The 15,199-nt window shown below is 69.3% G+C and carries 14 protein-coding genes; 3 read left to right on the top strand and 11 right to left on the bottom strand.

The features are described 5' to 3' along the window. Nucleotides 1-95: 95 nt before the first annotated feature. Nucleotides 96-647 carry a universal stress protein gene (locus M1D56_RS01720; RefSeq protein WP_271173493.1) on the top strand — a complete coding sequence of 184 codons (552 nt, stop codon included), beginning with the start codon at nucleotides 96-98 and terminating at the stop codon, nucleotides 645-647. A 3-nt stretch (nucleotides 648-650) separates the two neighbouring features. Here the strand turns inward: M1D56_RS01720 and M1D56_RS01715 are convergent, their stop codons facing one another. Together M1D56_RS01715 and M1D56_RS01710 are read right to left on the bottom strand one after the other, a co-directional pair. Beyond that, entirely contained in the window at nucleotides 651-1,259 is a 609-nt protein-coding gene (locus tag M1D56_RS01715; protein WP_324012825.1) for a PadR family transcriptional regulator, read from the bottom strand. Continuing rightward, nucleotides 1,259-2,152: a DUF4097 family beta strand repeat-containing protein gene (locus tag M1D56_RS01710; RefSeq protein ID WP_456284483.1), complete on the bottom strand. Its 894-nt coding sequence runs from the start codon at nucleotides 2,150-2,152 to the stop codon at nucleotides 1,259-1,261. Before M1D56_RS01710 ends, M1D56_RS01715 begins: the two co-directional genes overlap by 1 nt. Before the next feature lie 178 nt (nucleotides 2,153-2,330). Here M1D56_RS01710 and M1D56_RS01705 point away from each other — a divergent pair, with 178 nt between their 5' ends. Further along, nucleotides 2,331-3,089 carry a MerR family transcriptional regulator gene (locus M1D56_RS01705; RefSeq protein WP_456284482.1) on the top strand — a complete coding sequence of 253 codons (759 nt, stop codon included), beginning with the start codon at nucleotides 2,331-2,333 and terminating at the stop codon, nucleotides 3,087-3,089. A 123-nt stretch (nucleotides 3,090-3,212) separates the two neighbouring features. Continuing rightward, a complete protein-coding gene (locus M1D56_RS01700) occupies nucleotides 3,213-3,788 on the top strand; it encodes an HdeD family acid-resistance protein (RefSeq protein ID WP_456284481.1) in 576 nt (191 codons plus the stop codon). A gap of 58 nt (nucleotides 3,789-3,846) precedes the next feature. Here the strand turns inward: M1D56_RS01700 and M1D56_RS01695 are convergent, their stop codons facing one another. From M1D56_RS01695 to M1D56_RS01655, 9 genes are all read right to left on the bottom strand, one after another. Beyond that, on the bottom strand, nucleotides 3,847-5,541 hold the full coding sequence (locus M1D56_RS01695) for a CBM35 domain-containing protein (RefSeq protein ID WP_456284480.1): 1,695 nt from the start codon (nucleotides 5,539-5,541) through the stop codon (nucleotides 3,847-3,849). A 42-nt stretch (nucleotides 5,542-5,583) separates the two neighbouring features. After that, nucleotides 5,584-7,683, bottom strand: a complete 2,100-nt coding sequence (locus M1D56_RS01690; protein WP_456284479.1) for a beta-galactosidase — start codon at nucleotides 7,681-7,683, stop codon at nucleotides 5,584-5,586. Beyond that, nucleotides 7,676-8,380, bottom strand: a complete 705-nt coding sequence (locus M1D56_RS01685; RefSeq protein ID WP_456284478.1) for a hypothetical protein — start codon at nucleotides 8,378-8,380, stop codon at nucleotides 7,676-7,678. The genes M1D56_RS01690 and M1D56_RS01685 overlap by 8 nt, the downstream gene beginning before the upstream one ends. 62 nt (nucleotides 8,381-8,442) lie before the next feature. Next, the gene (locus M1D56_RS01680) at nucleotides 8,443-10,110 is read right to left on the bottom strand and encodes an ABC transporter substrate-binding protein (protein ID WP_282979319.1); all 1,668 of its coding nucleotides are present in this window, start codon (nucleotides 10,108-10,110) and stop codon (nucleotides 8,443-8,445) included. Nucleotides 10,111-10,154: 44 nt separating this feature from the next. Then, nucleotides 10,155-11,084 carry a carbohydrate ABC transporter permease gene (locus M1D56_RS01675; RefSeq protein WP_416383278.1) on the bottom strand — a complete coding sequence of 310 codons (930 nt, stop codon included), beginning with the start codon at nucleotides 11,082-11,084 and terminating at the stop codon, nucleotides 10,155-10,157. Then, entirely contained in the window at nucleotides 11,078-12,106 is a 1,029-nt protein-coding gene (locus tag M1D56_RS01670; RefSeq protein ID WP_271173483.1) for an ABC transporter permease, read from the bottom strand. Before M1D56_RS01670 ends, M1D56_RS01675 begins: the two co-directional genes overlap by 7 nt. 44 nt (nucleotides 12,107-12,150) lie before the next feature. After that, a complete protein-coding gene (locus M1D56_RS01665; RefSeq protein WP_456284477.1) occupies nucleotides 12,151-13,239 on the bottom strand; it encodes a Gfo/Idh/MocA family protein in 1,089 nt (362 codons plus the stop codon). Then, nucleotides 13,236-13,964 carry a cupin domain-containing protein gene (locus M1D56_RS01660; protein ID WP_456284476.1) on the bottom strand — a complete coding sequence of 243 codons (729 nt, stop codon included), beginning with the start codon at nucleotides 13,962-13,964 and terminating at the stop codon, nucleotides 13,236-13,238. Before M1D56_RS01660 ends, M1D56_RS01665 begins: the two co-directional genes overlap by 4 nt. Then, a complete protein-coding gene (locus tag M1D56_RS01655) occupies nucleotides 13,961-15,091 on the bottom strand; it encodes a Gfo/Idh/MocA family protein (RefSeq protein WP_455969150.1) in 1,131 nt (376 codons plus the stop codon). The genes M1D56_RS01660 and M1D56_RS01655 overlap by 4 nt, the downstream gene beginning before the upstream one ends. Between the last annotated feature and the right edge of the window lie 108 nt (nucleotides 15,092-15,199).

Genomic DNA, 15,199 nt, shown 5'->3' with positions numbered 1-15,199 from the left:
CTTCCGACAGCCGGCTGATGCCGGGAAAGAGTAGGATCCAGGATACCACGCGGCCCTCGGGCACCGGCCGGGCTGCGGCACAGAGAGGACGGGCCATGAGCGATAACGAGGTCTTCCCCGCCGACGAGGCACCCGACGCGGCAGCCGACGAGTCCCTGCACGGGGCCGTCATCGTGGGCGCGATCCCGGGCCAGGCACCCCGTGTGATGAAGGAGGCGGCCCGCTATGCGGCCCTTCTGCACGCGCCGCTCGTCGTGGCCCACGTCGACGTGACGCGCTTCGTGACCTACGAGGATCCGGACGGATTCGTGCAGACCGCGCCCGTCGACATCCACATCGACGCCGGCGCCGAGGAGCTCGAGGCCGTCCGCCGAGCAGCCGAGGAGAACCTCGCCGGCAAGGACGTCCGCTGGACGGTTCGCCAGCTCGTCGGCGACCCGGCGCTCGCCCTCAAGCACTTCGCCGAGAAGATCGACGCGCGCCTGATCGTCGTCGGCACGCGCAAGCGCGGCATCGGCGACTCGATCCGGGAGTTCTTCACCGGATCGGTCGCCGCGCGCCTGTCGCACCGGCAGCACCGCAACATCCTCGTGGTGCCCGTGGGCGAGCCGCTCGCGGACGACGAGGACTGGCCGCTCGAGGAGTAGGCCTCAGCGGCCGCCGAGCGCGCGCTCGAGCGCAGCAGCTGCGTCCTCGAGAGCACGGCCGAGGTCGTCGACGACGGATGACGCGAGCTCGCCCCCGCGCGCCACATGCGTGCGCAGGTCAGCTCGGATGCGACCGCGGAACTCTCCTACGAGCACCTCGGCGCGCTGCAGCTGCTCACGCGCGCGGACGCGCGGGTCATCCCCACGGTGCGGGCGCGGCGCCTCCGCGGTCGCGCTCGCGGCCGCCGCGAGATCGGCGCGCAGGCTCTTCATCGCCTCGCTCACGCTCGAGCGCACGCCGTCGGCGATGATCCGGACGGAGTCGGCGAGCCCCTCCTGGATGCCATCGAGTTCGGCCGCGCGCGCACGCACCTCGGCGCGCCCGGCATCCGTGATCGCGTAGATCGTCTTGCGGCCGTCGACGCTCTTCGTGACGAGCCCCTCCTCCTCGAGCTTCGCCAGGCGGGGGTAGATCGTGCCCGCGCTCGGCGTGTAGGTGCCGCCCGTGCGCTCCGCGAACGCCTGCATGATGTCGTAGCCGTGACGCGGCGTCTCGTCGAGGAGGCTCAGGAGGTAGAGGCGCAGGTCGCCGTGCGAGAAGACCGGAGGCATCAGCGAGCCTCTCCCTCGCCAGCCGCCGCCTGCCCCGGCCACTGCACCTCGCCATCCGTCTCGGCCGCCGCATCGGGCACCGAGCCGTCCTCGCGGCGCACGACCGTGATGTCGCCCGCGACCGTGTTGATCCGCACGTCGGCGAAGCGGCTCGACAGCTCGCCCACCGAATCCGTATAGCTCACCGGCCCGGACGACGCGTACGCGACGCCGTCGATGCGCACGCGGCCGCTCGCCGAGCGCGCCACGTAGTTCGCGGCATACCCCTTGTCCAGGCGCAGTGTCACCGCGCCACTCACGCCGTTGACCGACACGCGCTCGACCTGTCCGACCGCGTCGACGAAGGTGGTGCCCGACACCGTGTCGACGTCGACCCGCGACACGGCGCCCGAGACGGCGACATCGCCGGAGACGGTGTTGGCCGAGAAGGCGCCCTCGAGGTCGCGCACCTGCACGTCGCCCGAGACGGCATTCGCCCCGAGATCGCCGCGCAGGCCGTCGACGAGCACGTCGCCCGACACGGTGTTCAGACGCGCGGGCTGCTCGAGCCCCGCCACGAGCGCGCCCGCGCTCACGACGCCGAGCGTGAGGGCGACCGCGCGTGGGACGGCGACGCTGATCTCCGCACGCGGACCGGCCGCGCCGAAGTTGCGGAAGACCTCGAGGAAGTTGTCCCAGCGCAGCTGCGGGTGGTCGATCTCGAGCTCGTCTCCCGTGAGCTCGATGCGAAGGTCTTTGACGGTCACGCCGTGCACCTCGACCCGCGCATGCGGCTCGTCGTGTCCGATGATGTCGACCTGGCCGCCGATGAGGCCCACCTTGAGGCGGCGGACGCCCTCGACGTCGATGATGCGGGTCTCCCCCGGATGGATGACCCACTTCTCGTCTGTCATGATCTGCTCCTGTCTGCCCCGGCACGGGCATCCGACTCGAGATATATCTCGACTTGAGGGAAGTCAAACACGATATATCTCGATCCGCAAGCGTCTTCGGGAAATCCGCGGTTGACATTGACGCAACGTCAACCTCTAGCGTGATTCTCACCACTACGACAGAGGAGAGGGAGCCGCCATGGAATGGTCGATCCAGCAGATCGCCCGCCTGACGGGCACGACGAGCCGCACGCTGCGTCACTACGACGACATCGGGCTGCTGCCGCCGTCGCGCGTCGGCCACAACGGCTACCGCTACTACGACGAGTCGGCCCTGGTCCGCCTGCAGCGCATCCTGCTGCTGCGCGAGCTCGGGCTCGGCCTGCCGCAGATCGGCGACGTGCTGGCTCGCGAGACGAGTCCGGCCCGCGCGCTCGAGACGCATCTGGCGTGGCTGGAGGAAGAGAAAGGTCGACTCGAGCGGCAGATCCGCGCGGTGACGTCGACCATCGGATCCCTGAAGGAGGGGAAGGAGCTCATGGCAGAGAACATGTTCGACGGCTTCGACCACACGCAGTACAAGAACGAGGTCGAGCAGCGCTGGGGTCGCGACGCGTACGCGCGAGGCGACGCCTGGTGGCGCGGGATGAGCGAGGCCGAGCGCACGGCATGGCAGGAGCGCACGTCGCAGCTTGCGCGCGACTGGACGGCGGCCGCCGAGGCCGGCGTCGATCCCGCGTCCGACGACGCACAGGCTCTGGCGCAGCGCCACGTGGAGTGGCTGACCGGCATCCCCGGCACCCCCGCGGCCGCGCCCGGCGGCGACGTCAAGGCCTACGTGCTCGGTCTCGCCGAGATGTACGTGGCCGACGACCGGTTCGCCGCGAACTACGGCGGCACGGCCGGCGCGACGTTCGTGCGCGACGCGCTGACGGTCTACGCCGACGCGCATCTGTGATCGCGCGCCAGCACATGCCAGAGAGCGCCCCGTGTCCCTGAGACACGGGGCGCTCCTGCACTTCGCGCGGCCAGCGCGATAGCGTCGAGGCAGTCGGAGAATCGGCGCACACCAGGAGGAACCGTGACGGACACCCATCACCAGCCCATCGGACTCGCCCGCACCCTGCGCACGATCGCCATCGTCACGGGCGTCATCTCGCTCATCGCGGGCCTCGTGATCGTCATCTGGCCGTTCAAGTCGGCCGTCGCCGTCACGGTTCTCATCGCGATCTACACCCTCGTCGCGGGCATCATCGACATCGCGCTCGCGGTCGTCTCGAAGGGGCTGAGCGGATGGCTGAGAGTCGGCCTGGCGCTCCTCGGCGTCCTCTTCGTGGTCGCCTCGATCGTCGCCTTCTCGAACCTCGCGTCGACGACGGCCCTCCTCGGCGTCTTCGTCTCGACGTTCCTCGGCATCGCGTGGATCTTCGAGGGCGTCGTCACCCTGTTCGCGCTCGGCGGCCCCAAGGACCCGTTCAGCCCGGTCGTCCGCTCGAAGGGCTGGACGATCGCGTACGCGATCGTCAGCATCCTCGCGGGCATCGTGCTGCTCGTCTCGCCGATGCTCGCCGCCGTGTGGCTCTGGCTCTTCATCGGCGCCTCGCTGCTCGTCTTCGGCGTGATCCAGATCGTCCGCGCGGCGACGCTCGAGCGCTGAGCGCGTCGCGACACACGAAGCGCCGGCCGCGCTCTCGAGCGGTCGGCGCTTCGTCGTGTCAGGAGTGGATGACGAAGGTCGTCACGCTCTGCGGCGGAAGGGTCGCGACGAAGCCGCCCGCCTTCCCCGTGATCACCGGCTGCTCCTCGAGGTCGCGCGTGGCGTCGGTCAGCCACGATCGCGCACTGCGCACGCGTCGCCCCTGCACCGCGAGTGACGGGTTCGCCGTCGACTCCGACATGTTGACCGCGACGAGCACGAGAAGGCCGTCCGGGCCGATGTACGCGGAGGTGAGGACGCCGGGCTGCGGCTCGCGCGGCGCCTCGACGCGCGTGAACCCGGGGCGGACGAACTTCGCGTAGTGCGACAGCATCCGACCGCGCTTGCTGATCGTGCCGTCCTCGCGCATCGGCCCGTAGAAGCGGCGGATGTACCACCAGACGTACGCCTGGAACTCGGCGTCGGCCATCGCGTGATGGACGTGCTCGGCGACCTTGAGCGCCTCGGGCCAGAGGTCCGCGGAGCTGGAGCTGTTCGGGTGGTAGACCTCGGTCATCCACAGCTCCTTGCCCGCGCCCTTCTCCGCGAACAGCGGGTACGGGAAGTCCTCGTAGGCGGTGCCGTAGAGGTGCGCGCCGATGATGTCGACGTTCGCGAGCGCGGCCGGGTCCTGCAGGATCGGGTCGGACACCTCCTTGACGTACTGGAACGACTCGGGCGCGATCACCCGGCAGTCGATGCGCCCCGCGAAGTCGCGCAGGAATCGGTTCATCTCCTCCGTCGTCCACCACGTCCACTCGTGCGCGTAGTCGGGCTCGTTCTGGACCGAGATGCCGTACAGCTCCACCCCGTTGTCGCGCATGTAGAGCACGAACGCGTTCAGGTGGTCCGCGTACGCGCCATAGGCGTCGTGCCGGAGGCGCCGCGCCTGCGCGGGCGGCGTGTAGGGGGCCGCCATGAGGTAGTCGAGCGCAGGGCCGCCCTCGCCCCGTGTCTCCACCTTGACCGTCCACTGCCCGGGCGTCATGACCGCCTGGATCGACTTCCACGACCATTCCCCTGCGGCGGTCGCGGAGAAGAGCACGTTCTCCGCGACGAGCGCGCCGGCGACGTGGATGTCGACGTGCACGTCGCCCGTCGGCGCCGCGTAGCGGAAGGCGAGGTTCTTCGTGCCCGACGACCCGATGATGACGCCGCTGAACTCGACGCTCGCGCCCGTCGCGCCGTCGAACTGCACGTAGCCCTCGCCCTGGTAGCCGGACAGGTCCGTCGCGACGTGTGCGTTCACGAGCGCCGCGGCCTCGGCCTCGTACTGGCTGCCGCGCGGCACGTCGTCCACGCGCTCGAAGAACTCCACGAGGTCGGCCGGAGGATTCCACGGCGACGCGAACACGAGCGCGCCCTTCGCGACCGCCGCCTGCGCCGAGGCGAGATCGCGCGCCCAATTGGCCGAGTCCTCGGGGACGGGGATCCGGAGGATCGTGAACCCGAGATCGTCGACGCCGTTGCCGAAGGCGGTCGCGCACTGGCTCGGCGTCAGCTCGCCGATCCACCCCGCGTGGGTCATGCCGCCGAAGCCGCGGATCACCTGTCGGCGCTGCGTCGGCTGGATCACGAGGGAACGGGGCCGGACGGCGGGGGCCGCGCCGTGCGCAGGCCCGGCCGCGAGGCCGAGCACGATGGGCACGGCGGCGACACCGCCCGCCAGGACAGTGCGTCGGCTGATGCCGTCGGAGGATGGCGTCGTTGCCATGGGCATTCTCTCTTTCTCTCGAGTGGTGCGGACAGCACCGCGTCAGCGGCGGAGGACGATCACGTCCGTGGGGTTCAGCACGACGGCCTCCCCCTCGCGGAGCACGCGACCGGTCAGCAGGTCGGTGCCGTCGGCGTGGAGGCGCACTGTCACGGCCTCCGCACCGTGATGCAGCAGGAAGTCGATGACCGCGCCCGACGGAGCCTCGCGGGTCGCGAACTCGAGACCCGGGACACCGGCGTAGGGGCCGGCGAGTCCGTGGCGCTCGATCGCAGACCGTACGACCCGGGTCATCCCCTCCTCGTCGAGGACGCTCCCCACGTACCAGACGTGGCCCTCGCGTTCGGGGCCGCGGATGACGTTCCGCGTCACGGCGGGCTCTCCGGCGTAGTAGTCGGCGCCATATCGCGCCATCACCTCTGCACCCTCCGGCACGAGGACCTCGAACACCATCCGGCTCGTCGCCGTCGCCCCGTCCGAGAACCGCACGGGATTCGCCAAGGTCGGCTCGGCGGCATCGGTCTCGGCGACCCGCACCCCGGCCATCCGCGCGAGCGGTCCGGGGACGTCGCCCAGGAAGCGCAGATCGTCCTCGTCGGCTCGCCCCGACAGGCAGCCGATGATCACCGTTCCGCCTCGCTCGGCGACGGCGTGCAGCCGCTCAGCCGTGTCGCCCGCGACGAGATGGAGCAGGGGCGCCGCGACGACGTCGTAGGCGCCGAGGTCGGCGGTCGGCGGCACCACGTCGAGCTGCGCGCCGGCCTCCCAGAAGGGGCGCGCCCACTCCGTGACCGTCGGAAGGTACCTCAGCAGGCGATTGGGACCATCCGCCATCTCGACCGCCCACCAGGACTCCCAGTCGACGACGATCGCGCAGCGCGCGCTGGTCCGCGCGCCGAGCAGGGCGTCGCCGACCGAGGCGAGCTCGCCGCCCAGTGCGGCGACCTCGCGGAACGTGCGCGTATCGAGTCGCCCGGAGTGGTCGAGGACCGCCCCGTGCGTCATCTCGCAGGCTCCGCGTGAGGCCCTCATCTGGAAGAAGAGCACGGAGTCGGCGCCATGCGCGACAGCCTGCCAGGACCAGAGCCGCATGATGCCGGGTCTCCGCTGCGGGTTCACGTCGCGCGAGGCCGTGACCGACGGCGTCTGCTCCATGAGCCAGAACGGAGCCCCGTCTTTGAGCCCGCGCATGAGATCGTGCGCGAGCGCGGTGCCCCACGGCTCGTCCATCCGACGCGGGTAGTTGTCCCAGGAGGCGAAGTCGAGATGCGGCGCCCAGCGGTGGTAGTCGAGCGGCTCATAGAACCCCATGAAGTTCGTCGTCACGGGGCGGTCGGAGTGCGCCCGGATCGCCGCCTTCTCGTCGGCGAACTGTCGGATCGCGTTGTCGGTCGAGAACCGCCGATAGTCGAGCGTGATGCCCTGGAACGCGGTCTTCCCCTCTCCGCCCCAGTGCTCGGTCAGCGCGCTCGGCGCCTCGATCTCGTCCCAGTCGGTGAACCGATGCGACCAGAACGTCGTGTTCCACGCCGTGTTGAGCTCGTCGAGCGTGCCGTAGCGGCGGCGCAGCCACTGGCGGAACTCGGCCGCGCACAGGTCGCAGTAGCAGCGGCCGCCGTACTCGTTGCCGACGTGCCAGGCGACGACGGCGGGATGGTCTCCGTACCGCTCCGCGAGGCGCTCGGCCATCCGCGCGGCGAGCCGTCGGAAGCCCGGGGAGCTCCAGCACGCGTTGTGTCGCTGTCCATAGCGGTGCCGACGGCCGTCGAAGTCGACGCGCGTCGTGTCGGGGTAGGCACGCGCCATCCACGGCGGGATGGCGCCCGTGCCGGTCCCGAGGCAGACGGTGCGGCCCTCGTCGGCCGCGCGCCGGATGATCGCGTCGAGCGTCGAGAAGTCGAATCGCCCCTCCTCTGGCTCGGTGAGAGACCACGTGAAGACCCCGACCGTGAGGGTCGAGATGTGCGCGGCGTCGAAGGCCCGGTGATCGCGGTCCCAGACATCGCCGTCCCACTGCTCGGGTGAGTAGTCGCCTCCGTACGCGATGCGGTCGAGGCGCGGCAGGCGCGCAGGCGACGGAGGGGCGACGGGATGGCCGAGGACAGAGCGGGACGGGACGGGGCGGGGGCGCCGCTCAGGCATCGCGCGTGAACCTTCTCGTGACGTCGGCGAGCACGGGGCGCGCCATGAGGGCGAGGAGGGCCGCGAAGGCCCAGAGGAGAAGCAGGACGAGGAGCTCCGACGCCGCGAGGACGAGGAACCCCGCCACGACCAGCAGGGAGAAGACGCCCAGCGAGAATCTCCACTGCGAGGCGATCTGGACGACGGCGATGCGCGCGGCGTCGCGCGTGCGGAAGCGGAAGCCTGCGGTGAGGACGACCATGTGGCCGCCCCACACGAGGATGAGCGTGCCGAGCACGACGAGCGCGGGCCGGAGCGCCCCGCCGCCGTCGACGCTGTCGAGGTGGATGAGGTTGAAGGTCAGCAGCGCGAGCGCTGCGGTCGCAGGGGTCGCCCAGCGAAGGGTCTGGACGGCATCACGCCGATACGCACGGAAGAAGTGCCGCCCCGGGGAGAGGTCGGTGCCAGGGACCCTCACCGCGGCGACCCCGGCGACGAGAGCGGGAGCGACGGGGAGCAGCGCGATCACGAACAGGGGAAGATTCGACGGGTCGCGGTCGAGCAGCATCACCGCGACGATCGAGGGCAGCGCGGCGAGCAGCAGCTGCGCCTCGAGCACGATCATCCGGTAGATGGCCGCCGCGCCCCGCGAGAGGGGCCCGCGGCCGATCTCGTCGGCGCTGTCGCCGCGCGACGACGTGCGGTTCTGTGTGTCCATGTGCTCAGCTCCTCTGCGTGAGGGAAGGCGGCCGGCCGGTGCGGACGGCCGGCCGCTTCCGATCAGCCCTCGCTCTGCGTGCGCTCGAGCGCCGCGTTGATCGTGTCGACGAGCTGCGTCGACCCCAGTCCCTCGAGCTCGGTCACATACGCGTCCCAGTCGTCCTCGACGGAGCGCTGCCCCGTGATGAACGAGGCGGTCGCGGCGTGGACGGCGTCCGTGAGCTGCGTCTGCAGGAGGGAGGTCTGCTCGAGCTCGATCTCGTTGAGCAGCGGCGCGGGAGCCGTCGGCAGCTGCTCCTTCTTCTCGAGCTGCTGCGCGGTCCACTCGGCGATCTCGTCGGTCATCATCGAGAGCACGAGCTCCTCGGATGAGCCGTTGGCGAGCAGGAAGACGCCGTTGCTGTAGCCGTAGTCGGCGTTCAGCAGCTTGGGGGCGCCCGCGTTGATGGAGCTCCAGGCGATGTCGTCCATGAGCTTGCGCGTGCCATCCGCCTCGCGCGTGAACGTCTCGCCCTCGACGCCCCACTGCGCGAACTCGAGGCCCTCGTCGGAGTAGTACAGCCAGTCGACGAACTGCAGGAGCGCCTTGAAGTACGGCTTCTCGGCGGCCTCGCTCGAGATGAGGATGCCCGACGTGAATCGGCCGCTCGGGAGGTTGTCGCCGGCGGGGCCGCCCGGGATGGAGATGAGGCGGATCGGGACGTCGCCCTGCCCCGAGTCGGCGAACTTCTGGCGGTACTCCGCGATCACCTGGGTGTTGCCCGAGATCGCGGCCGACTTGCCCGAGATGAACTTCTGCACGGCCTGGTCGTCGCTCTGGGTGATCTCGGGGTCGAGGACGCCCGCCTCGACGAGCGCGGCGGCGTCCGCCACGAGCTCCTTGTACTCATCGGACGTGCCGGTGAACACGTACTCCCCGGCCTCCTCGTCGTACCAGGTGTTCGCGTATCCCCATCCGGCTGCGGTGTCGTAGTTGGGAGCCATGACGCTCAGGAGCGAGCCGAGGGGCGTGGCGTCGGTCCACCGGTCCGACATCGCGTAGTCGAGCTCGGGGTTGGCCTCCTTGACCTGCTCGAGCTGCTCGAGGTACTCGTCCCAGGTCGCCGGGTCCTCCGTGATGCCCGCCTTCTCCCAGAGGTCCTCGCGGATGACGACCGAGTACTGGACGTCCGGCACCTCGCGGAGGCCAGGGAGGTGATAGATCTTCCCGTCCTCCTGACGACGGTTCTGCAGGTCCTCCTCCAGACCCCAGTCCTCGATCTTCTGCTGGAAGTTCGGCATGTAGTCGAAGTAGTCCGAGACAGGGAGGATCGCTCCGCCCGAGACGAACTGCGTCTCCGTGCCGGCGTACGTCGACGAGATGATGTCGGTCGCCTCGCCGCTGCCGATGAGCAGGGACTTCTTCTGGTCGTAGTCGGCCATCGGGATGTCGGTGCGGGAGAACGTGACGTTGTGGTCCTCCTCGAGGTGCTGGAAGACCGACCAGTCGTCCTTCACCGGGTAGTTCGGGTGATCCCGGTACATGAGGGAGAAGTTCACGGGCTCGGTCGCCTTGAAGGTGACACCGGCCTCGAAGTCCTCCATGGCGCCCACGGAGTGCGCCTCGTCGATCGTGACGCCGTCGTCTCCGACGGCCTCCTCGCTCGGCGTGGCGGAGCAGGCGGACAGCGCGACCGCGACGGCGGCGAGGCCCGCAGCACCGACGAGGGTGTGGCGAGTGATTCTCATTGTGTTTCTCCTCTAGGTGAACGTCGTCGTTCGACGTGGGGGAATCAGCCCTTGACCGACCCGAGCATCACGCCCGAGACGAAGTAGCGCTGGATGAAGGGGTAGAAGCAGATGATGGGCAGGACGGTGAGCAGCATCGTCACGGCCTGGATGTTCGAGGCGATCTGCGCGGCCTCGCCGCCCACGGCCTCCTGCGCGCCCGTCGCCGCGGCGATGAGGTTGCGCAGGTAGATGGTCACGGGGAAGAGCGACTTGTCATCCATGAAGAGGAAGGCACTGAACCACGAGTTCCAGATGCTCACGGCGTAGAACAGCGTCATCGTCGCGAGCACGGCCTTCGACAGCGGCAGCACGATCCGGAAGAAGATGCCGTACGTCGTGAGCCCGTCGATCGCGGCGGCCTCCTCGAGCTCCTCGGGGAAGTTCTCGAAGAACGACTTCATGACGAGCAGGTTGAAGACGCTCAGCGCTCCCGGGACGACGACGGCCCAGATGCTGTTGCGCCAGCCGAGGTAGTTGGCGATCAGGATGTAGTTCGGGATGAGCCCGCCGCCGAAGAACATCGTGAAGACCGCGATGCCCACGAAGAACGTGCGCCCCTTGAGGTACGGCTTGCTGAGGGCGTACGCGTACGTCGTGGTGATCGCCATCGCGATGATCGTGCCGACGATCGTGTACAGGAACGTGTTCCCGTAGTTCGTCCAGAACATCTCATCGCTCATGACCACGCGGAACGTGTCGATGTTGAAGCCGCGCGGGATGAGGTTCACCTCGCCGGCCGCGATGTACCCCTCGGACGAGAACGCCTTCGCGACGAGGTTGATGAACGGGTAGAGCGTGACGGCGCACACGAGCACGAGGGCGATCGCGTTGACCACGCGGAACACGCGGTACCCGAGCGACTCGCGGATGATGCCGGTCTCCCGGCGGACGTGCGCGATGTCGGGCTTCTGGGGAAGAGCTTCGGTCACCACAGCGAGGTACCCACCATTCGTCGAGAGAGGGCGTTCGCGCCGAGCACGAGCACGAGGCCGATGACCGCCTCGAAGAGGCCGATCGCGGTTCCGTACGAGAACTGGGCCGACTGGATGCCGACGCGGTAGAGGTAGGTCGAGATCACGTCGGCCGTCGAGTAGATGAGGGGGTTCTGCAGGAGCAGCACCTTCTCGAATCCGACCGCCATGAACGAGCCGATGTTGAGGATGAGGAGCACCATCATGGTCGGCTGGATGCCGGGCAGCGTGATGTGCCAGGTCTGCTGCCAGCGGTTCGCGCCGTCGATGCGGGCGGCCTCGTACAGCTGATCGTCGATCGTCGTGAGGGCCGCGAGGTAGAGGATGGTCCCCCATCCGACGGTCTGCCACACCTCCGACGAGACGTAGATCGAGCGGAACCACTCGGGCCGCTGCATGAACGGCACGGGGTCGCCGCCCATCGCCTCGACGACCTGGTTGATCGTGCCGTTGAGCGCGGTGAGCTGGAGCACGAGACCCGCGACGATGACGATCGACATGAAGTGCGGGAGGTACGAGATGGTCTGGACGATCCGCTTGAACCGCCGCGAGCGCAGCTCGTTGAGCATGAGCGCGAGGACGATCGGCAACGGGAAGGTGATCAGGAGCGTGAGCGCTCCGAGGATCACCGTGTTCCAGAACACGGTCCAGAACTGCTGGTTCGAGATGAACGCCTCGAAGTAGTAGAAGCCGACCCACTCGTCGCCGAAGATCGAGCCGCCGGGGCGGAATCGTCGGAACGCGATGACGTTGCCGAGCATCGGCACGTACCGGAAGATGAGCAGGAAGATCACCGGTGCGATCAGGAACGTGTAGAGGCGCCAGTCGCGGGCGAGAGCGCGCCGCCACGTCTGCTTCGCGCGCGGCGTGCGATCGCGCCGGAACAGCCGCCGCTTCGCGCGCGCTGTCGTGATGAGGCGCGTCGCGCCCCCTGCGGGCGGGGCATCCCCGAGCCGCAGGGGCGCGTCAACGGATTGCGTCATTCGGAACTCCACATCCTCGTGGTTCTCAGGCGAACGGGTCGCCGCTAGGGAGTGAGCAGGATGGCCTCGGACGGCGAGGTGAGGACGGTCGCGTCGGCCTGCGCCTGCAGGCTGAGCTCGGCCGCCTTCAGCGCGTGCGCCTGGCTCATGGCGGTCTCCGTGCCGTCGATGCAGTCGCGGATGAGCTGGCCGAAGTACGGGAACCCGGTCATGCCGTTCGCGTTGAAGCGGTACTGCCCCTCCTGGTTGACGAGGAGCACCTGGCCGCCGCCGTTGTCGGTCGTGATGTCGATGTACTTGCGCAGCTCGATGTACCCGTCGGTGCCGAGCAGGAGGGTGCGTCCATCGCCGAACACGCCCAGGCCATCCGGTGTGAACCAGTCCACGCGGACGTACCCCGTGGCGCCGTTGTCGAGGATGACGTGCGCGTCGCCGAAGTCCTGGAGGCCCGGGGTCTCGGGGTGCGCGTAGTTCGCGATCGTCGAGGTCGACACGCGGCCGTCCGCCGCGCCGGTGTAGTGGAGGATCTGGTCGAAGTTGTGACTGCCGATGTCGCAGAGGATGCCGCCGTACTGGGCAGGGTCGTAGAACCAGTCGGGCCGGCCTCCTCCGATGCGGTGCGGGCCGAAGCACACCACCTGCAGGACCCGTCCGATCGCCCCGCGCTGGATGAGCTGATCGGCGAGGATCGCGGCCTCGGAGTGCACGCGCTCGCCGTAGTAGACGGCGTACTTGAGGCCCGTCCGCGCGGTCGCCTCGCGCACCGCCTCGAGCTGCGCGAAGGTCGTGAGCGGAGCCTTGTCGACGAACGCGTGCTTGCCCGCCTCGATCGCGCGCAACCCGATGGGAGCACGCTCGGAGGCGATCGCCGCGGTCGCGACGAGCCGCACGTCGGGGTCGTCGAGAACCTGCTGCTCGCTGGAGGCGATGTGGGCCGTCGGGTACTTCTCGGCGAACGCGGCGGCGCGCTCCGGGTTCTCGTCGAAGACCCAGGTCACCGTCGCGCCGGCGCCGATGAGTCCGTCGGTCATCCCGAAGATGTGACCGTGGTCGAGGCCGACGGCCGCGAAGGCGAACTCCCCCGGCGCAACGGCAGGCTGCGGGAGCGGGTCGAAGGTGTACGGATGGCTCATCGGGGGTTCTCCTGGTCTGTCACGTCGTAGGCGCGGATCCGTCCGCACATTCCGAAGGCGCGCTCGCCCGCGGGCGAGGACGCCTCGTGCACGCGGGCCTCGCGCAGGTGGGCGACATCGCCCCGCGCGATCGCCTCGGTGAGCGCGAGGGAGCGCTCCGCCTGGGCCAGCGGCCGCTCGCGCACGAGCTGCCCCCATGCGGCGGCGCGATGCAGGACGAGTGCACCGGCCGCCGCATGGAAGTCTTCAAGGGGCCCGCGGTCGCCCGCGACGACCGCATCGCGCAGCGCCTCGAACCCGGTCACCGCGAGATCGCGGCGACGGGCGGCGCGCTCGGCGCGACCCTCCGCCTCGCCCAGCGAGGCCGCCTCGGCGTACGCGTCGGCGTTCCCGACGATCTCGGCGGGAAACGTCATCACGGCGTCGCCCGCCTCGGGAAGACCCGCGTTGCTCATCAGCACGAGCACCTTCAGCCCTCCGCGGTTCACCGCGCGGTGGATGGTGCCGGGGGTGAACCACACGACGGACCCGGGCTCGAGGTCCGTCTCGCGGAAACCGTCGCCGTCGATCGTCTGCAGCGCGCCGCGCCCCTCGACCACGAGGTACGCCTCGGTCGACACGAGATGCATGTGCGGGCTGCCGCCGCAGATGCCGTCGGGCGCCGCGCCCTCGTAGATGTCGAGGTGCGACAGCGAGGTGCCGCCCGGGAACGATGAGGCGCTCATGATGCCGCCTCGACGAGGGACGCCTGCTTCTCGTAGAAGTGCGGAGCGTGCTCGACGAGCTGGCCGGCACGGTAATAGGGGTCGTCGGCCTTGAGGGGCAGCTCGACGAACGCGCGCTCGATGCCCGCCTTGTAGATCGCCGTGACGACCTCGATCGCGTTGCGGCCATCCCGTCCATCCGCGATCGGCGCGCGCCCGTCGCGGATCGCGCCGAGCAGATCCCCGATCTGCCCCTCGTGCCCGTAGTGCCCCAGGGGCTCCTTCGCCGCCGCGACCGCCTCGATCTCGGCGACCAGATCGGCGTCGCCTCCCTTCGCGGGGAAGCCGCCGCCATCCGCGCGCTCCGCGATCACCTTCCACGGCTGCGAGACCCGCGCCTTCTCGCCCTGGATGACGATCTCCTGCTCCTCGCCGTGGTGCACGACCGAGCTCGTCAGCTGCGCCAGGCCCCGCTCGTAGCGGAACACGGCGACCGAGAGATCCTCGACCTCGCTGTTGTCGTGCTGCGCGTTCGCGAGCATCGCGGTGATCTCGGTCGGACGACCGAGGAGCCACAGCAGCAGATCGATGTGGTGGATCGCGTGGTTGAGGGTGCAGCCGCCGCCCTCCTTCTCCCACGTGCCCCGCCACCAGAGGTCGTAGTACGGAAGACCGCGCCACCACGCCGAATCCACACGCACATGCGAGATCGTGCCGAGCAGGCCCGACTCCACGACCTCCTTCAGGGTCGCGAGGTCGTCGCGGAACCGGTTCTGAGCCACGACCGACAGCAGCTTGCCCGAGCGCTCCTGCGCCGCGAGCATCGCGTCGCACTCCTCGAGAGACGGCGCCATCGGCTTCTCCACGAGCACGTTCACGCCCCCGTCGAGGGCCGCGATCGACAGGGCCGCGTGCGTCGACGGCGGCGTCGCGATGCTCACGAGGTCGAGTCCCGCCTCGGCGATCATGCGAAGAGGATCGTCGTACCCCACGGCATCGGTCAGCCCGAACTCCGCCGCCTTCTGCGCGGCCTTCCCGGGCATCACGTCGGCGAGCGCGACGATCTCGCACTCCTCCGGGAACGCGAGATACCCGCTGATGTGGGCACTCGCGATGCTGCCCGTGCCGATGATCCCGATTCTGAGCATTGCTTCCTCGCAAGTTCTACTACGTATTACTAAGACGTAGTAGGTAGTATGGACACATCGCGTCCGCTCGGTCAAGAGGTTTTTCGGGGCAGGATGTCGAAGATGGGG

This window comes from Microbacterium sp. JZ101, assembly GCF_053903175.1.
Note: the sequence above shows the minus strand (reverse complement) of the source record. Positions and strands in the feature narration are given on the sequence as shown.